At 61.4% G+C, this 19,109-nt stretch carries 14 protein-coding genes; 6 read left to right on the top strand and 8 right to left on the bottom strand.

All coding sequences use genetic code 11. The features are described 5' to 3' along the window. Window positions 1-147 precede the first annotated feature (147 nt). Complete coding sequence (gene cueA, locus M5G26_RS17300) at window positions 148-2,541, top strand: copper resistance metal-translocating P1-type ATPase CueA (RefSeq protein ID WP_273916046.1); 2,394 nt, start codon at window positions 148-150, stop codon at window positions 2,539-2,541. Then, window positions 2,538-2,951: a Cu(I)-responsive transcriptional regulator gene (gene cueR / locus M5G26_RS17295; RefSeq protein WP_025111722.1), complete on the top strand. Its 414-nt coding sequence runs from the start codon at window positions 2,538-2,540 to the stop codon at window positions 2,949-2,951. The genes cueA and cueR overlap by 4 nt, the downstream gene beginning before the upstream one ends. On the opposite strand, the gene M5G26_RS17290 is transcribed toward cueR, so the two are convergent. The 3 genes from M5G26_RS17290 to M5G26_RS17280 form a co-directional block, all read right to left on the bottom strand. After that, window positions 2,905-4,113, bottom strand: a complete 1,209-nt coding sequence (locus M5G26_RS17290) for an MFS transporter (RefSeq protein ID WP_273916045.1) — start codon at window positions 4,111-4,113, stop codon at window positions 2,905-2,907. The two genes, cueR and M5G26_RS17290, sit on opposite strands and share 47 nt — an antisense overlap. A 488-nt stretch (window positions 4,114-4,601) precedes the next feature. Further along, on the bottom strand, window positions 4,602-5,498 hold the full coding sequence (locus M5G26_RS17285; protein ID WP_273916044.1) for a PA4780 family RIO1-like protein kinase: 897 nt from the start codon (window positions 5,496-5,498) through the stop codon (window positions 4,602-4,604). A gap of 483 nt (window positions 5,499-5,981) precedes the next feature. After that, window positions 5,982-7,259 carry an acetyl-CoA C-acetyltransferase gene (locus M5G26_RS17280; protein WP_273916043.1) on the bottom strand — a complete coding sequence of 426 codons (1,278 nt, stop codon included), beginning with the start codon at window positions 7,257-7,259 and terminating at the stop codon, window positions 5,982-5,984. Between the two features lie 232 nt (window positions 7,260-7,491). Between M5G26_RS17280 and M5G26_RS17275 the strand changes: the two genes are divergently transcribed. The 4 genes from M5G26_RS17275 to M5G26_RS17260 all read left to right on the top strand — a co-directional run bounded on the left by M5G26_RS17275 (window position 7,492) and on the right by M5G26_RS17260 (window position 13,418). Next, window positions 7,492-8,844: a 3-oxoacyl-ACP reductase gene (locus M5G26_RS17275; RefSeq protein WP_273916042.1), complete on the top strand. Its 1,353-nt coding sequence runs from the start codon at window positions 7,492-7,494 to the stop codon at window positions 8,842-8,844. A 2-nt stretch (window positions 8,845-8,846) separates the two neighbouring features. Next, on the top strand, window positions 8,847-9,701 hold the full coding sequence (locus tag M5G26_RS17270) for a MaoC family dehydratase (protein ID WP_273916041.1): 855 nt from the start codon (window positions 8,847-8,849) through the stop codon (window positions 9,699-9,701). A 298-nt stretch (window positions 9,702-9,999) separates the two neighbouring features. Next, window positions 10,000-11,613 (top strand): collagen-like triple helix repeat-containing protein, encoded by a 1,614-nt coding sequence (locus M5G26_RS17265; RefSeq protein ID WP_273916040.1) that lies wholly within the window; start codon window positions 10,000-10,002, stop codon window positions 11,611-11,613. 134 nt (window positions 11,614-11,747) lie between these two features. Continuing rightward, window positions 11,748-13,418 carry a ShlB/FhaC/HecB family hemolysin secretion/activation protein gene (locus M5G26_RS17260; protein WP_273916039.1) on the top strand — a complete coding sequence of 557 codons (1,671 nt, stop codon included), beginning with the start codon at window positions 11,748-11,750 and terminating at the stop codon, window positions 13,416-13,418. Between the two features lie 144 nt (window positions 13,419-13,562). Here M5G26_RS17260 and M5G26_RS17255 read toward each other — a convergent pair whose 3' ends face one another. The 5 genes from M5G26_RS17255 to M5G26_RS17235 form a co-directional block, all read right to left on the bottom strand. Further along, the gene (locus M5G26_RS17255) at window positions 13,563-15,968 is read right to left on the bottom strand and encodes an autotransporter family protein (protein WP_273916038.1); all 2,406 of its coding nucleotides are present in this window, start codon (window positions 15,966-15,968) and stop codon (window positions 13,563-13,565) included. 375 nt (window positions 15,969-16,343) lie between these two features. Continuing rightward, window positions 16,344-16,622 carry a DUF3613 domain-containing protein gene (locus M5G26_RS17250; protein ID WP_273916037.1) on the bottom strand — a complete coding sequence of 93 codons (279 nt, stop codon included), beginning with the start codon at window positions 16,620-16,622 and terminating at the stop codon, window positions 16,344-16,346. 11 nt (window positions 16,623-16,633) lie between these two features. Continuing rightward, window positions 16,634-17,323, bottom strand: a complete 690-nt coding sequence (locus tag M5G26_RS17245) for a tetratricopeptide repeat protein (RefSeq protein ID WP_038360645.1) — start codon at window positions 17,321-17,323, stop codon at window positions 16,634-16,636. Between the two features lie 10 nt (window positions 17,324-17,333). Continuing rightward, window positions 17,334-18,224, bottom strand: coding sequence for a type II secretion system F family protein (locus M5G26_RS17240; RefSeq protein ID WP_273916036.1), 891 nt, complete (start codon window positions 18,222-18,224; stop codon window positions 17,334-17,336). Further along, window positions 18,221-19,105 (bottom strand): type II secretion system F family protein, encoded by an 885-nt coding sequence (locus tag M5G26_RS17235; protein ID WP_134175712.1) that lies wholly within the window; start codon window positions 19,103-19,105, stop codon window positions 18,221-18,223. Before M5G26_RS17235 ends, M5G26_RS17240 begins: the two co-directional genes overlap by 4 nt. Window positions 19,106-19,109 lie beyond the last annotated feature (4 nt).

Below are 19,109 nucleotides of genomic sequence, written 5' to 3'. Positions count from 1 at the left end.
TCGCAGCCTTCGGCAGCTCCTACAGGGATCGGATTCCAATGCAGGAGCTGCCGAAGGCTGCGATCTTTTGCTTTTGAGATTGGCGCTTGACCTTGCCCGCATGGCAAGGTTGATCCTTGTAGGCCTCTACTACAGGGAGTACGACCGATGTCCGATTCCATCACTTTCGACCTGCCGATTGCCGGCATGACCTGCGCCAGCTGCGCCGGGCGAGTCGAGCGGGCCTTGAGCAAAGTCAGCGGTGCCAGTGCCGTCAGCGTCAACCTCGCCACCGAGCAGGCCCGCGTGCAGGCGCCGGGTGACAGCCTGCCGGCCTTGATGGCGGCGGTTGAGCGCGCCGGTTACAGCGTGCCGCAGCAAACCATCGAATTGAATATCGAAGGCATGACGTGCGCCTCGTGCGTCGGTCGCGTCGAGCGCGCCCTGAACAAAGTCGCCGGGGTGAAAAGCGTCAGCGTCAATCTCGCCAACGAACGCGCCCACCTCGAACTGCTCGGCCAGGTCGATGCGCAAACCCTGCTCGACGCCGTGAGCAAGGCCGGCTATTCGGCCAGCGTCTGGCAAGCCGAACACCCACAAACCGATAACCAGCAACAGAAGCTCAAGCATGAACGCTGGGCGCTGATCTGCGCGATCGTCCTCGCCCTGCCGCTGGTGGCGCCGATGTTGCTGCAACCGTTCGGCATCCACTGGATGCTCCCGGCCTGGGCGCAATTTGCCCTCGCCACGCCCGTGCAGTTCATTTTCGGTGCACGCTTTTATGTTGCCGCGTGGAAAGCCGTGCGTGCCGGCGCCGGCAATATGGATTTGCTGGTCGCCCTCGGCACCAGCGCCGGTTACGGCTTGAGCCTCTATGAATGGGCCACCGCTGCCGGGCGTATGCCGCATCTGTATTTCGAAGCGTCGGCAGTGGTCATCGCCTTGGTGCTGCTCGGCAAATATCTGGAGAGCCGCGCCAAACGCCAGACCGCCAGCGCCATCCGTGCCCTCGAAGCATTGCGTCCTGAGCGGGCGATTCAAGTGATCGACGGCCGCGAGCAGGATGTCGCCATCAGCGCGTTGCGCCTGAACGATCTGGTGTTGGTCAAACCCGGCGAACGTTTCCCGGTCGACGGCGAAGTCATCGACGGCCAGAGCCACGCCGATGAAGCGCTGATCAGCGGCGAGAGCCTGCCGGTGCCGAAACAGCCGGGCGATAAAGTCACCGGCGGCGCGATCAATGGCGAAGGTCGCTTGCTGGTGCGCACCCAGGCGCTCGGTGCGGAAACCGTGCTGGCGCGGATCATTCGTCTGGTCGAGGACGCTCAGGCCGCCAAGGCACCGATCCAGAAACTGGTGGATAAAGTCAGCCAGATCTTCGTGCCGACGGTGTTGCTGATTGCCTTGGTGACACTGATCGGCTGGTGGCTCTACGGCGCCCCGATCGAAACTGCGTTGATCAATGCGGTTGCTGTTCTGGTCATCGCTTGCCCGTGTGCATTGGGTCTTGCCACGCCAACGGCAATCATGGCCGGCACTGGCGTGGCTGCGCGCCACGGCATTCTGATCAAGGACGCCGAAGCACTGGAACGCGCCCATGAAGTCAGCAGCGTGGTGTTCGACAAAACCGGCACGCTGACCTCCGGCACGCCGCGCATTGCCCATTTCAGTGCAGTGGATGGCGATGAAGACGCGCTGCTGAAACTGGCCGGCGCACTGCAACGCGGCAGTGAACACCCGTTGGCCAAAGCGGTGCTGGATGCGGCCGCCGAACGAGGCCTGAACGTGCCTGACGTCAGTGACAGTCAATCGCTGACCGGTCGTGGCATCGCCGGCAGCCTCGATGGTCGTCGCCTGGCGCTGGGCAATCGGCGGATGCTCGAAGAAAGTGCTTTGAACGCGGGCAATCTGAGCGAATCTGCCCAGGCATGGGAAGCCGAGGGGCGCACGCTGTCGTGGTTAATCGAACAAAGTCCTGAACCGAAAGTGCTTGGTTTGTTTGCCTTCGGTGACACCCTGAAACCCGGTGCACTGGAAGCGGTGCAACAACTTGCCGCCCGCGATATCCACAGCCACCTGCTGACCGGCGACAACCGCGGCAGCGCTCGCGTCGTCGCCGAGGCTTTGGGCATCAGCAATGTCCACGCCGAAGTATTGCCGGCGGACAAAGCAGCCACCGTCAGCGAGCTGAAAAAAACCGGCGTGGTCGCGATGGTCGGCGACGGCATCAACGACGCCCCGGCCCTCGCCGCAGCCGACATCGGCATCGCCATGGGCGGCGGCACCGACGTCGCCATGCATGCCGCGGGCATCACCTTGATGCGCGGCGATCCACGGCTGGTGCCGGCGGCGCTGGAGATCAGTCGCAAGACTTATGCGAAGATCCGCCAGAACCTGTTCTGGGCCTTCGTCTATAACCTGATCGGCATTCCGCTGGCGGCGTTCGGTTTTCTCAACCCGGTGCTGGCCGGTGCGGCCATGGCGCTGTCGAGCGTCAGCGTGGTGAGCAATGCGCTACTGTTGAAAACCTGGAAACCCAAGGACCTGGAGGAACACCGATGAACATCGGCCAAGCGGCCAGACACAGTGGCCTGAGCGCGAAAATGATCCGCTATTACGAATCGATCGGCCTGCTCAAAGCGGCGCATCGCACCGACAGCGGTTATCGGGTTTACGGTGACGATGACCTGCACACGCTGGCGTTTATCAAGCGCTCGCGGGACTTGGGCTTTTCGTTGGAAGAGGTCGGCAAACTGCTGACCCTGTGGCAGGATCGCCAACGCGCCAGCGCCGATGTGAAGGCGTTGGCGCGCCAGCACATCGACGAGTTGAATCAGAAGATCCGCGAACTTGGCGAACTGCGCGACACCCTGCAAGACCTCGTCGAGCACTGTAACGGCGACCACCGCCCCGACTGCCCGATCCTCAAGGAACTGGCGTCGGGCTGCTGCGCGCAACCCGCCCGCGCTTGAGCGCCAACAGCTTTACCGTGAGCAATGTGCCCAGGGGAATGCCGTGGAACAGCATGACCACGGCACCCGGCGTCCACCAGGCGTAGAACGGCGCGGCGATCAACATGCCGATGCCGAATCCGGTCATTTGCAGCAAGGTCAGCACGCTGAAAATCGGCAGCCGTAATCGCTCGGGTTCGCGTTGCAGACGCGACATCAGCCCGACTTCGGAAAAGCCGTCACCCAGTCCCGCCGGCAAGGAAAACAGCAGCAGACCGTAGAGGCTGTGTTGCTGGAACATCAGGATAAAGCCACAGGACATCAGTGCCACACCGAAGAAAAACCGTCGTTCAAGGTTGATGTTGTCCGAGCCTTTGAGACGACTGGCGATACGCGCGCCCAGCAGTTTGCCGCTGGCCCACACCGCCAGCATCAGGCCCAGCGTGGTGCTCGCCGATTCTGGCGTGAGCAGTTTGGAGATGATCGGAAAGCCGACGTTGTGCGCAGCACTGCCCAAGGTGTCGGCCATGGTCACCGCAAGCATGGCGGCAATCACCGGTGCGGCGCGCAGGCCTTGCTTGAGGGCTGACCATTCGCCGCGTCCGGGTTCGTCGTTGACAATCACGGGGGCGAAACGCAGCGGCACGATCAACAACGCCGCTAGCAAGTAGGTCAGCGCATTCAGGGCGAACACCGTTTCAAAGCCAAAAGCCGCGACCAGCAAACCCGACACCAGACTGCCCCCGACCATTGCGGCGGATGAAGCCGAAGTGATCCAGGCGTTGGCCTTGAGCAATTGATCGGCGGGGATCAAACGCGGCAACTGGCTGTTGAGGCCGATGGCGAACATCGAATTGCCCAGGCCCAGACCGAAGGCGATCACCGGCAACAGCATGGCTTGCTGGCTGACGGGCACAACCAGCAGTAAACCGAGCACGCTGGCGCGCAGCAGATCGAACGCGATCAACGGCGCGCGTCCGCTGCAACGGCGGTAAAACGCAGTGCCGATCAGACTGGCGAGAACCCCGCCGCCCACACGACTGGCGAGGAAAATCCCGACGCTCATGGCGCTGTTGCTCAGCAGGTAGACGTAGGTGGCCAGCGCGACCATGTTGAGGAAGGCGCCGAAGTCGGAGATCAGGCGTGCAGTGACGATCAGGTGGGTGTTGCGCGGGGTGGTCACATTCAGTCCTTGAGTGTGGTTGGAGCGGTGGACAGTAGACGTGAATTGGCCAGGATCCGAAAGCCCCCTCACCCTAGCCCTCTCCCAGAGGGAGAGGGGACTGATTGGGGGATGCTGCAGAGGTGCGCCGACCTGAAATTTCTTTACCGAATCCAAACAGGTCCAAATGCTGACCCCATCCAATCCATAATCGACCCGGTGTTTCAGGTCGATGTATGACGCAAGACACCTCGGTCGGCCCCCTCTCCCTCCGGGAGAGGGGCTGATTGGGGGATGCTGTGGAGATACGCCGACCTGAAATTTCTTTACCGAATCCAAACAGGTCCAAACGCTGACCTCGTCCAATCCATAATCGACCCGGTGGTTCAGGTCGATGTATGACGCAAGACACCTCGGTCGGCCCCCTCTCCCTCCGGGAGAGGGCTGGGGTGAGGGAGCTTCTGATTTAAACAAAAAACCCGGCCGAAGCCGGGTTTCTCGTCAAGCGATCACTGCATCCACGGTGGCGGCGGTGGTTCGTCGGACTTGCCTTTCGGCTCGTCGTCCGCTGCACGGATGGCCTGCTTGCGTTCCTCGTCGAGGCGCGCCGCTTCGATCTCGCGCAACACCCCGCCCACGTCGGCCAGGTCCTCCGGGTCATCGAACTCACCGGTCAGCACACTTTTCGGGTGCAGGGTGCCGGCTTCGTACAACGCCCACATTTCCTTGGCGTACTTGGTCGTCTTCAACTCCGGGGCAAAGCGGCCGAAGTACGAAGCCATGTTGCCGACATCGCGCTCCAGCATGCTGAACGCGTGGTTGTTGCCGGCAGCGTCGACGGCCTGCGGCAGGTCGATGATGACCGGGCCGGTTGGCGTCAGCAGCACGTTGAACTCCGAGAGGTCACCGTGCACCAGACCGGTACACAACATCAGCACGATCTGCGAGATCAGGAACGCGTGATACTCGCGCGCCTGATCCGGCTCCAGCACCACGTCGTTCAGACGCGGTGCAGCGTCGCCGAACTCGTCGGCGACCAGTTCCATCAACAGCACGCCATCGAGGAAGTCGTACGGCTTGGGCACCCGCACACCGGCACCGGCCAGACGGAACAATGCCGCCACTTCGGCGTTCTGCCAGGCATCTTCGGTCTCTTTGCGACCGAACTTGGAGCCCTTCGCCATCGCTCGAGCCTGTCGGCTGTTGCGGACCTTGCGGCCTTCCTGATACTCGGCCGCCTGGCGGAAACTGCGTTTGTTCGCCTCCTTGTAGACCTTTGCGCAACGTAACTGATTGCCGCAGCGCACCACATAAACAGCTGCTTCTTTACCACTCATCAGTGGGCGCAGCACTTCGTCGACCAGACCGTCCTCGATCAGGGGTTCAATGCGTTTTGGAGTCTTCATCAGCTTTTATTGTGGGTCCTTTATTACCAAACACGCGAATGTCACTCGTTATACGGCAATCCTCGCATTACGGGGAGGGGTTGCCGACCTGTGAACCTGTGAATGCACACACTGTGCCGAAAAATCGACCGCTGCGAATCATAGCCGAGCCTTGCCTGTTTGTTGGTATCGGCCGTTGAGGGCATTTGCGACAGAATCTGACATCTGCGGTTTCAGCCCTTTACCCTCACCCCAGCCCTCTCCCGGAGGGAGAGGGAGCCGACCGAGGTGTCTGGCGTTATACATCGACCTGAAATACCGCGTCGATTATGGATTGGGCTAACCATCTGCCTGAAACACCGTCGATTATGGACCGGGCCAAACATCTGAGTTAAACACCGTCGATTATGGATTCGGTAAAGCTCGATCAGGTCGGCGTATCCCTCAAACATCCCCCAATCAGTCCCCTCTCCCTCCGGGAGAGGGTTAGGGTGAGGGGCTCTTCTAGCGTTCGATGATGGCGGTAACGCCTTGCCCGCCCGCTGCGCAAATCGAAATCAGGCCCCGGCCCTTGCCTGCGGCATCCAGCAGTTTCGCCAAATTGGCGACGATACGCCCGCCAGTCGCGGCAAACGGATGCCCGGCCGCCAGCGAACTGCCCTTCACATTGAGACGGCTGCGATCGATCGAGCCTAGCGGCGCGTCGAGGCCAAGGCGGGTTTTGCAGTATTCGGGGTCTTCCCAGGCTTTCAACGTGCATAGCACCTGCGCAGCGAAAGCTTCATGAATTTCGTAGTAATCGAAATCCTGCAAGGTCAGTCCGTTGCGCGCCAGCAAACGCGGTACAGCGTAGACCGGCGCCATCAGCAGCCCTTCGGCGCCGTTGACGAAATCCACTGCCGCCGCCTCGCCATCGCGCAGGTAAGCGAGGATCGGCAAGCCACGTTCCTTTGCCCATTCTTCGCTGCCGAGCAGCACCACTGAGGCGCCGTCAGTCAGCGGCGTGGAGTTGCCCGCGGTCAGCGTGCCTTTGGCGCTTTTTTCGAAGGCCGGTTTCAATGTCGCGAGTTTTTCCAGGGAAAGGTCCGGGCGCAGGTTGTTGTCGCGGGTCAGGCCGAGGAACGGCGTCATCAAGTCGTTGTGCCAGCCTTCGCTGTAGGACGCGGCGAGTTTGTGATGGCTTTCGAGGGCCAGTTGATCCTGATCTTCGCGAGCGATATTCCAGGTCTGCGCCATCAGCTCACAGTGCTGGCCCATCGACAAGCCGGTGCGTGGCTCACCGTTGCGTGGAAATTCCGGAATCAGATGTTTGGGCCGCAGTTGCAGAAAGGTTTTCAGCTTGTCGCCAGTGGTCTTGGCGCGGTTGGCTTGCAGGAGGATTTTGCGCAGGCCTTCGCTGACGCTGATCGGCGCATCCGACGTAGTGTCGACGCCGCCAGCGATGCCGCAATCGATCTGGCCGAGGGCAATCTTGTTCGCCACCAGGATCGCCGCTTCCAGGCCGGTGCCGCAGGCTTGCTGAATGTCGTAGGCGGGCGTAGCGGGTGACAGACGTGAGCCAAGCACGCATTCACGGGTCAGACTCATATCTCGTGACAATTTCAGCACCGCGCCCGCCACCACTTCACCGATCCGCTGGCCGTGCAGGTTGTAGCGTTCGATCAGGCCTTCAAGGGCGGCGGTGAGCATCGCCTGATTGCTGGCCGTAGCGTAGGGGCCGTTGGAACGGGCGAAAGGGATACGGTTACCGCCAATGATCGCGACACGGCGCAGCTGACTCATGAATAACTCCTTTTCAAATTTTACATAGAACCCTGTGGGAGCTGGCTTGCCAGCGATGGGGTCGGCACATCCAATATCTTCAGTGGCTGACACTCCGCCATCGCTGGCAAGCAAGCTCCCACAGGGCCGGTGGTCTACTCTGCTGTTCTAGCGTAGGCCTTATTGCGTGGATCGAACGATTGATTGCCATCGGTAGTCCACACTTTGAACCCCAACTTCTGGAGAGCGTTCCATGTCTGACCGCTATATCGACTTCGCCAACTCGTCCATCGGCCATCGTCTGGTCGGGGCGCTGGGTCTGCCGTCGCCGGTGCGACTGGAACGCTGGCAGGCCGGGCGCCTGCGGCCGGTAGAGGGTGCGCTGCTGATCGGCGGCGGGCCATTGGCCGAGCGCATCAGTACCTTTGCCAACCGTTTGACCGACGGCATTTACCGTTACGGCGAACAACCGGCGGCGGCCACCGAATGGATTCCCGGCCACGGCCCGAAACTCAAAGCCGTGGTGTTCGACGCCAGCGAATTGCTGCACACCGACCAGCTCAAACAGCTGCGTGAATTCTTCCAGCCGTTGATGAAGAACCTTGAACACAGCGCGCACCTGGTGATTCTTGGCCGCGCGCCGGAAACCCTCAATGATCCGTTTGCCGCCAGTGCGCAGCGAGCGCTGGAAGGGTTTGCCCGTTCGCTGGCCAAGGAACTGCGCAGCGGCGGCACACTGCAACTGATCTACGTTGGCGAAGGCGCGGAAGATCAGCTGGAAGGTCCGCTGCGGTTTTTCCTCTCACCCAAAAGTGCGTTTGTCTCCGGCCAGGTGATTCGCCTGACAGCCTGTGCGACGCCAGTGACTGACTGGACGCGCCCGCTGGCCGGGCGCAAGGCGTTGGTCACCGGGGCTGCGCGCGGGATCGGCGCGTCGATTGCCGAAACGCTCGCCCGCGATGGTGCCGACGTGATCCTGCTCGATGTCCCGCCGGCCAAGACCGATCTCGAAGCCCTCGCCGCTCGCCTCGGTGGACGCGCCATTACCCTGGATATCTGCGCCGCCGACGCCGCCACGCAACTGATCGAACAACTGCCTGACGGCCTCGATATTCTGGTGCACAACGCCGGTATCACCCGCGACAAGACCTTGGCCAACATGACCCCGGAATTCTGGGACGCGGTGCTGGCGGTCAACCTCAATGCGCCGCAAGTGCTGACCCAGGCGCTGCTCGACAGCGGCACGCTGCACGATGATGCGCGGGTCATTCTGCTGGCTTCGATCAGCGGCATTGCCGGTAACCGTGGACAAACCAACTACGCCGCGAGCAAGGCAGGGTTGATCGGGCTGGCGCAGGCATGGGCGCCCGTGCTGCTGGAGCGCGGTATCAGCATCAACGCCGTCGCGCCCGGTTTTATCGAGACGCAGATGACCGCGCACATTCCGTTCGGCCTGCGTGAGGCCGGGCGGCGCATGAGTTCGCTCGGTCAGGGCGGCTTGCCACAAGACGTCGCCGAAGCCGTCGCGTGGCTGGCGCAACCGGGCACCGGCGCGTTCACCGGGCAGGCGCTGCGGGTCTGTGGACAAAGCGTTCTGGGGGCTTAGGCATGAGCATCGAATGGCACACGCTGGATCGCGAACCGAGTCTGCCCGGTTTGTACGCACGAGCGGCGACGCGTCGCAAAATCACTGGCACGCAATTACCCGACAGCGGTTTGCGCTGTTGGGTCGACATCGATGGCATGCGCCTGACGGCCTATCGCAAGGTCTGCGGATTCGTCGATGACGGTCTGCTGCCGCCGACCTATCCGCATATCCTCGCCTTCGCCCTGCAGATGCAATTGCTCACCGCCGATAAGTTTCCGTTTCCCCTGCTGGGGCTGATTCATCTGAGCAATCGCATTCGCGTGTTGCGCCCGATGGGCGGCATCAGTCGGGCGCAAGTGAGCGTGCGGGTGCATAACCTGCAGCCGCATCCGAAAGGCGCAACGTTCGATTTGCTGACCACGCTGGATGATCAGCTCGGGCCATTGTGGGAAGCCGAAAGCCGGATGCTTTGTCGCGGTGTGAAACTTGAGGGCGAGCCTGTGGAGCAAATCTGGGAGCCGTCGCAAGCGCTGGTGGAAGTGGCCCGCTGGAAAGCCCCCGCGGATATCGGTCGGCAGTACGCCAAAGTGTCCGGAGACTACAACCCGATTCACTTGAGTGCAGCGAGTGCCAAGCTGTTTGGGTTTCCAACGGCCATCGCCCATGGTTTGTGGAACAAGGCGCGAACGCTCGCAGCCCTGAGCGATCATTTGCCCAAGGCCAACCTCGAGATCGCCGTGCACTTTCGCAAACCGGTACGTCTGCCCAGTGAAGTGACGTTGCTGGCGAGTGCGGCGGGGTCCAGTGGTGAGTTGCGCCTGATCGGTGCGCAAGACCTGGAGCATATGGTCGGGCAGTGGCAACCGATTGCCTGAGCCCTCGGCATACCGTTAATTGTGTGTATATAACTTAAGTTTCCCACAGCCTTTGCGCCTTCGCCGAAAACATCCGTGCCTTGATTATCAAGGCCTTTTTTTGTCCGGCTATATCCTGGGTATTAGTCCTTAGGCGCTGAACTTCACCTTATATATAAAGGCGTTAATACCAACTTGAGAATGGTCGCAAACCTGCTCCTGGACTGAGATTGAGCACAACGGACGAAGGCATCACCGGCATCAGATCGGCGAGCCATCGAAGTCAACGAACGTTGTGACAGGTGCAAGGAATACGATCATGAAAACTCAAGGCGTGTGGTGCAAATCGGCAATCGCTCTGGCATTGATTCTGTCCCTCGGCCTCACCGGGTGCAGCAGCGGTGGTGGCGGTCATAAAAGCAGTTCCGGCAGTTCTTCGGCGGATGGTACGGCGGGGACTGGCGGTACATCGGATACTGGCGGCACGGGTGGCACGGGTGGCACGGGTGGCAGCGGTGATACCGCAGGCACTGGCGGGACCGGTGGCACGGGCGGTACTGGCGGAACCGGTGGCACTGGTGGCACCGATCCGACTAATCCAACCAATCCAACCAACCCGACGGATCCGACCGATCCCACCAACCCGACCAATCCAACCACTACGCCGTTGGTGACCACCACGCTGGTGCAGGATGTCGGTAATACCGTCGCGGGTGTCGGCGATGGCGTCGGCCAGATCGGCGACTCCCTGAGCACTGTTCCGGTGGTCGGTGGCGTCGTACAAAGTGCGGCCAACACCGCAGGCAATGTTGTCAGCACCTTGGGTGATGGCGTCGCCAATGGCGTTGGCAAACTGGCCACCGACCCCAACGGCCTGACCACCACCGTTGCTTCGGTTGGCGGTGTAGTGACGGATGTCGGCGACGGCGTTTCCGACCTCAGCGCCAAGCTGTCCACTGCCACCAGCAGCGTGCCAGTGGTTGGCGGTGTGGTCACCAAAGTTGCGCCGCTGCTCGATGGCGTCGGTGAAAAAGTCACCATGCTCGGCAATACCCTCGACACCACCCTGACCAACGGCCCGACCAGCCAACTGACCAACAAACTCGGCGGTAGTCTGGTGCCGGTGATTGCGATGGTCGAAAGCACCACGGACAAACTCGGCGCGACCACAGGTCTGGGCGACCCGCTCAAAGGCGTGGTTGCGAAATTCGGTGGCGCGGTGAACACCCTGGGCGGCAAGGTCACCGATGCGGGTAACGGCAATGCCTTGACCAACACACTCGGCGGCGCATTGAGCAATACCGGCACCGCGGTGGGCAAGGCCGGTGGTCTGGTGTCCAACGGCACCGGCTCGGGTACTGGTGGAGTGGGTGGTGGTCTGGGCGGTGGACTCGGCGGCACCGGTTTGCTGCAAACCGTTGGCGGAGCGGTGGTCAACGTCGGCGCAGGCCTGAATGCCGGCAATACCAATGGTGTCGTCAGCGCCGGCGGCGTTACCGCTGTCGGCCTCGGGAATACCGTCGCTTCACTCAACACCGTGCTTGGCGGATCGGGCACCCCGATCACCGCAACCACCTCGCCGCTGGCCACCGTTGGCGCCACCTTGGGCAGTGGTCTGAATCCGGTCACCAGTGGCGTCACCAACGTGACTCAGCAACTCGGCGCGGCTACCGGTATCGGCTCACCTGTTGCAGGTCTCACCGGCCAGGTTGGCGGCGCGGTCAGCAGTATCGGCAACACCATTGCCGCGACCAACAACCCGGTCACCACGGCGGTCGGTGGTCTGGTCAGCAACGTCGGCGGCACCGTCGCTGCCGTCGGCGGTCTAGTCAACGGCGGTGCCAACGGGGGTACCAGCGGGGGTACCACCGGTGGCGGTCTGGGCGGTGTACTCGGCGGCCTGACCGGCGCCTTGGGAGGTAACAAACGCTAAATTGCACCTGGCCGATTCGACGGCCTCACCTACAGCGCCTACGCTTGGTTGAGGGCGGAAGATTCCCACGAGTCTTCCGCCTTTTTTCTTAGGAAAATTCAGCCCAGTGCTGTGATCTGACCATGGAGTGTCCTATGCGCGTATTGGCATCCCTGCTGTTCCTCAGTCTCAGTTCCGCCGCCCTCGCCGACACCCTGCCCAGCTTTCTCAACAGCAACGAAACCATCCGCAATCTGCCCGTGCCCAACCTGCCGGCCGACGCCTATCGCCCGAGCGCCACGCCGGTGCAAGTGCCAGACGCGGGTGCCGCCGCTGCGCAACCGCTGTTGATGGACACCAAAATCAATCTGCAAACCGTGCAGATCGAAGGCGGCACCCTCTACCCGCTCAACGAAATCGCCGAAATCTATAAACCGCTGATCGGCCGGCAGGCGACTCTCGCCGAACTGATCGAAGCCACGCGCAACATCACCCGACGTTATCAACAGGACGGCTATTTGCTGTCCTACGCGTTCCTGCCGCAGCAGAATTTCAATGACGGCGTCGCGCGCGTGGTGCTGGTGGAAGGCTACGTGCGCGATATCCAGATCCAGGGCGATGTCGGTCGGGTCAAAGCCCTGCTCGACAAACTGGCGGCGAAGATCCAGGCCGAACGGCCGCTGACCCGCAAAACCTTCGAGCGCTACACCACACTGATGACGCGCATCCCCGGTGTGACGATCCAGGCCCAGGTGCCTCCGCCCGGCACCACCGATGGCGCCACGACGCTGGTCGCCCAAGCCAGTCGCAAACCCTTCACCAGCACGCTGAGCACCACCGAAGACAACCGCAACGGCACCCAGGCCCTGCTCGGTGTCAGCAGCAATTCGCAGACCGCGATGGGTGAGCAACTGACCCTCAGCGGCCTGTTTCCACCGGGTGACGATCACGAACATTACTACCGGCTCGACTACAACCAGTTCATCAATGACGAGGGTGCACAACTGGCGCTGTCCGCTTCACGCTACCGCGCTGACCCCGGCACCAATGTCGTGCTCGACAATGGCCTGCAACTCAAACCGCACCGCGAAAACGATCGCTACTCGATCGGTTTCACCTTGCCGCTGATTGCCGCCTCCAACGAACTGCTGACGGCCGGTTCAAGGCTTTACGCGGTCAACGACAAAACCCGCTACAACGTGATCGGCTTTCCACTGAGCGTCGAAGAACGCACCGACATCCGTGCCCTCGCCTTCGAGAGCGACTGGCGCAAGGCCGATGCCCGGCAACTGCGGATCCTCAGCGGCGGTGTGTACCAAGGCGTGGACAGCATGGGTGCGAAAACCAACAACAACGCCATCGACCTCGACTTCTTTCGCCTGCGCCTGTCCGGCGTGCAGAGCGACAAGCTCTTCGATAACTGGCAAGGCGTGCTGTCCGCCGCACTGTACTGGAGCGACGACAGCCTGCCCGACAGCGAGCGCGCGGTGTTCGGCGGGCAGAATTTCGGGCGCGGTTATCCCGACGACCAAGCGTCCGGCGACAAGGGCTGGGGCGTGGCGTACGAGGTCAACTACAGCTTCAACCGCGAAGGCAACTGGGTGCGCATCCTGCAACCGTATGTCGTGCTCGATCGCTCGCGCAGTTGGTTCAACGAACTGCCGGTAAAGGCCAACAACCTGTCATCGGCGGCAATCGGCCTGCGCTTTGGCGATGCCAAGTACTACAACATTGCGCTGGAGGCGGCGAAGGCGATGTCGGATGAAGCGCTGGACACTTTCAATCGGCGGACGCGGTACAGCATCAGTTTCAGTTATCAGTTGTAGCGCCGAGATCGCACGCCAGCCCTGAGTCAAAACGACTGTGGGAGCGAGCCTGCTCGCGAAAGCGCTGGGTCAGCCAACCATTCTGTTGACTGACACACCGTCTTCGCGAGCAGGCTCGCTCCCACAGGTTTTGCGTGGTGCGGATCAGAACGCGTAACGCACCTTCGCGGTAAAGCCGTCGGCATTGAAGCCGCTGGCCGTTACGTAGTTGTACGAACCGCCGACGCTCCACGCGCCCATCCGATAGTTGGCGCCCAGGCCCAGTTCATAGCTGTCGCGCACCGGCGTGGTGCCGCGGCTGGTGAATGAGTCGCCGCCGAGTACGAACGAGGATGAGGTCGCCACCTTGTCGCCAATCACGTCATTCCAGGCCATGACTTTCGCTTCAGGTTCAAGACTGCCGGTGCCGAGCGCAAAATCGGCGGCCAGGCGTGCACCGAAACCCATCTCACCGACTTCGTAACGCTGGCTGCCGACATTCAACGACGCCGAACTGCCCTTCTCGCGATAGGAGTCCATGCCGACGTTGGCGTAGCGCGCACCTATCTGCGGTTCCAGGACAACTTCGGGCCTCAATTGCACGGTGTAACCGGCCAGCGCCGAGACGCCAAATACATTGCTGTCGTAATCGCCCTTGGCGCGTGTGCCGGCGATGTAGCGCTTGGACTCGTTGTCATTCCAGCCGTACATCAGCGAGGAGTCGACGAACCAGTTGTCATGCGTCCAGTTGCTGTAGACCGTCAGCGCGTGGCCGGTGACTTTGGTTTTGCTGCCGAGGTCGGATTTCACGTCGCTGTCGAGGTAGCTGTAGGCCAGACCCAGCGTGGTGTCGGCGTTCAATTGACCATCGGCGCCCACGGCAATCCCGTGACTGTCAGCGTCATAACCGGCAACGCCATGACGCTGGTCCTGATTGGCATCGCTGCTCAAGGCTTGCAGCCAAACGCCTTTGTCGGTCGAACCGCTGGCCTGGCGCGCGCGACTGGAACGCTCGTTGATCACGCCCGACACCAGCGTCTGACTGTTGGTGGCCGCGCGCAGCACACCACGGCTGACGTCCGGGCTGAGGGATTCGGACAACTGCGCCAGTTGCGCATCTGTGCTCGCGTTGGCGAAAGCCTGGAACAACGGGTCCTGCTCATCGATTTGCGACATGACGCTGGAGAAGCGCCCAATAGCTGTTGCCGCGTTGCGACTGCCGCCAACTGCCAGGGTATTTTGCGCCACCACCTCTTGCGACTTGGTGCTGACCAACGCCTTGATATCGTTGCCTTCAACGCCAAAGGTTTTTACATCCAGCAACGCGGAGGTCGACTCTACTGTCAGATTTTCCCCACCGACCAGATTCCCCGAGCGGATCAATGTGTAACGGTTGCCCGCAGCTGCCGTGCGAAAATCGCTGGAGCGCGCCTGCAATTGCAGGTGTCCGCCCGGCGCGATTTCGGTGGTGCCAGTGACCGTCAGAATCGCCCGGTTGATGTCGGTGTCATTGCCGACCGACATCGCGATATTCGAGTCAGCTTCCTCCATGTCCAGATTGCCGATGATCGTGGTGTGAGGCTGCATCAAGGTCAACGTGGCCTCTTGAATGGCCACATAGCCGGACTTGATCACCGAGCCATAGAAGTCGACCTCACCATCGACCGACATCCCCGACAGCCCGAGCAAATCGCCTTTGACGTCGCCGCCCCACCAATACAAGTAACTCGGCCCATCGTCCACTTGAATGGCCGCCGTCGAGCCTTCGACCAAGCCTCCCGCCAAAGTGATATTGAATGAGCCTTGCGCCGCCGGTTGATTGCTCACATGGATGCCAATGCTCTCGCCGGAAATGGTGCCCCTGTTGAAAAGGCTGTAGGCGGTATTGCCAGGCTTGGGTACAAACGCCGCCCCGTTCAACGTCAAACCTTCCGCGCCACTGCCAGTGGCCTTGATCGTCGAGGTGTTGAAGATCGGCATGGACTGCGAGGTGTTCTCCATGTAGATGCCACGAGCGTTGTTACCGCTGACGATGATGGAGCCACCGGCATCGTTGGTCACGCCGTAGCCCATTGTCGTGCCGATCAGCGACACCCCTGTGGCGTTATTGCCGGTGACGTTGATAGCGCCGTTGTTGTTGAAGTTGCCGGTGATCGGCATATCCTTAATGGCGATACCCGTCGAATCCCCATTGCTGGCCAGACCGTTGACCGTCACCGAGCCCTGGTTGGTGAAGTTCGAGTCCAGCTCGACCCAAGACACCCCCGCCGACTTGATGTCGATCCCGACACCGTGGGTGGCACCATCAATAGTGATCGCGGCCTTGTTGATGATTTCAGCATTGACTCTCGAGCCGGAGAATTGCGCGGCGCTGGTCATGGCCGATGGCGAGCTCTCGGCGACGTTTGCTACACCGACGAGATTCAGGAAGTCATAAGTCTGGTTGACGCTGACCAGAGGTCCGCTACCCAGATCGTAATTGAGCGTGACAGCCCCGGTAACCGGAGCGTTGACAGCGGCAGCCGCCACAGAAAGCGCCAACAACGAGCGGCGCAGGCAAGAAGTGTTCAAACGAGAGTCCCTTCCAAAACATGAAAAACAGTTTCAGCAGGGTTCACATAGTCGTTCAGGCATCCCTACCGGCCCGCCAGATGGTCTGGCCTGAGCGCGGAGGAATTTACACGAGCCATCATTACGACACCATCAAAAAGTCAACGAGATGGCGTCAATTTTCAGATGCCGCCACCCCCTGTTGGAGACGCATGCAGTCAATATGAAACGGGTTGGCTGAAATGGCCTCATTGCTGCCAACCCGGCTCCCACAGGTATTGCATCAGTTTTGAATCAGTTTTGAATCAGTTTTGAATCAGTTTTGAATCAGAGCATGACCTTGTGGGAGCTGGCTTGCCAGCGATGAACGATCACGCGGTAAACCTGCAGACTCGCTCAGCCACCGCCCCCCGAGCCACTGTCGACCTTGCCGCCCTGCTCCTGATCGAAAAACTGCGGGATTTCATGCTGGTAGCTTTTCAGCCAGCGCTGCATGGCCTCCTCGCGTTCCGCGGGCGTGACGGTCTGGATCTTCGGCGAGGCAACTTTGTTGCGCGCCTGCAGTTGCAGCCAGCCTTCGGTTTCCTGTTGCTGGGCCGAGGCCGGGCCGGCGTCGATGGCGTGGCTGGCGAGCGGCATGACCAGCAGGCCCAGGCAAAGCAGCGTGGCTTTCATCGCAGTTCTCCTTATTTGAGCATCGCCGTGACGGCAGCGGTGGAGCGGCCCGGCACTTTGAGTTTTTCCGCGCGGCTCTGCGCCTCGCTGAATTGCGCCGGACTCAGGCCGAGACGGCTGACCAGTTCGGCAGCGCGATTCCAGTCATCCTGATACAGCAACAGCGTCACCAGATTGAGCGCCGCCAGTCGATCACTCTGCTTGAGTTCCATGGCGGTGAGGAATTCGAACCGGGCGTCTTCGATGCGCAACTGATTGAGGTACACCACGCCCAGATCGTTGCGGATTTTTTCGTCGGTCGGCGCCAGTCGCGCCGCGCGTTGCAGGTGCGCCTGAGCCTGGCCGTAGTCGGATCTGGCGGCAGCGAGTTGGCCCAGACCATGCTCGGCCTCGGCGGCCAGGCAGGTGCCGAGCAAGCTGCGATACAACGGTTCGGCCTCGCTGCGCCCGAGCAGTCGATAGACCTTGGCCTTGCGCAAACGCACATCGGCGAGGTTATCCGGCAGGCTTTGCAGGTTGGCGAGGCTGGCGTGCAGTTTGCCGTCATTGGCCATGTCATCGGCCAGGTTCAGCGACAACTGCTGATCGGAACTCAACTTGCCGCAACTGGCGCTGCTGGTCAGCGCCTCCCAAGGGTTCTGCCCGGTGTTGGCACAGCCACCGAGCAACAGAAGACATGCACCCGCAATCATTGCTTTCATTACCACTCCTTCAGGCACCCAACGCTTTCGCCAGGGCGGTGAAGCCCGGGCCAGCGAGGACAATCAATAACGCCGGGAAGAGAAACAGCATCATCACGACGGACATTTTTGCCGACATCTTCGAAATGTATTCCTGCAGGCGCGTCAGGCGCCGGTCATCGAGCAATTGCTTGAGCGACAGCAGCGACTTCATCGCGCCGCCACCCTGATGCAGCAATTGCTGGAGGATCACGCAGGTGTCGGTGAACTCATCCACCGCCAGTAACTGCGTGGCCTTGTTCAGTTCTTCACCCAGCTCAAGGCCGGAGTCGACCCGCGCCAGCACCAGCCGCAGTTCCTGGGTCAGCACCGGCAGCAAGGCCTGGCCCTCGTGACTGAGCACACGCAGTGCCTGCTCCACGGCCATGCCGGATTCGAAGAGGATGCGTAGCAGCGGAATAAAGGTGCCGATCTCGCTCGCCAGTTGTTTCTGCCGCCGGCCGACCGCAATCACCAGCAGCCGCTTGGGCAACAAGTAACCGACGCCGAGAGCAAACAGCGGCGCGATCCACTGCTTTTCCACGGCGGGAAAAAACACCGATTGCACCAGCAACGTCAGCGCCAGCAGCAATAGCGGCGCGCCGATCTGGCAGGCGGCGAACAACGAACGCTGACGGGCGCTGCGCCATCCGAGGCGGTTGAGCAGGGCCTGGGTTTCGTTGTCGAGTTTGACGCTGCGCTGACCGACTTTGCTGTCACCCAACACTTGCAGGAGGTTGCCGAAACGGTTTTGCCGCAGCAGATCACCTTCCAGTCGACGGTTGATCTGGCGGGCACGGCGGCGCTGTTCCAACAGGCTGCTGAGCAGTAACAGTGCCGCGCCAAGCAACAGCAAGGCGCTGATCATCAGGGGCGTCGTCATAGGCTGCGCAACATCCGCCAGAGTAAAAGACTGCCGACCACCTGCATGCCGAACGCCGTGGCCAGCATGCGCTGCCCGGACGGGTCGTGCCACATGGCGACCAGGTAAACCGGATTGGCCATCAGGAAGTAGCCGGCCATGATGATCGGCAACAAGCCCAGCACCCACGCGGTGAGACGGGTTTCTCCGGTCATGGCGCGTAACTGACGCGAGGCCTGATCGCGCTCGCGAATCATCTTGATCAGGTTTTCCAGCAGCTCGCTGGCGTTGCCGCCATAGCGATGATTGACCTTGAGACCGAGGGCGAACAGGCGAAACTCATCGCGCTCATAAAGCTCAGCCAGATCCGACGCGGCGTCCGGCAGGCTCACGCCCAACTGGACGTTGCGCTGGATCCGCCCCATGGCGTCTTGCAACGGATTGTCACTGGCCTCAATGGCGCCGAGCACCGCGTCGGCGAGGGTGCGCCCGGACTTGAGACTGCGCACGGTATGGTCGAGCAACGGCGGCAATTGCTCGATCATGCGCCGCAAACGACGCTGGTAACGCCAACTGACATAGCCGCGCACGGCCAGCGGCGGCAAGACCAGCAACACGAGCAAACCGATCCATCCGAGCAGAGCGAAACCCAGCAACATCCCCAACGCCCACAGCAGCAGCCAGAGGCCGAGACGGTCTGTCGGCCGGCCCAGTCCGGCGCGTAAAAAGGCCCGCTCCAGCCCTGCCCAGCGCGATGCCGGCGCGGTCATTTGCGGTTGTCCCTGATTGAGCCGGTCGAGCACCCGCTCGGCGCCGCTCTGACGCAAGCCGTTGTAGAACAGGCGCAGTGACAGCCCGAGCAAGGTCAGGCAAATCACGATCAGCAACAGCGGTTTGAGCATGCCG

The sequence above is a fragment of the Pseudomonas sp. TNT2022 ID642 genome (genome assembly GCF_028656995.1).
In the GTDB taxonomy this organism is placed as follows: Bacteria; Pseudomonadota; Gammaproteobacteria; order Pseudomonadales; family Pseudomonadaceae; genus Aquipseudomonas.
The sequence above is the reverse complement of the archived record's forward strand: the minus strand, read 5'-3'. Positions and strand labels throughout refer to the sequence as shown.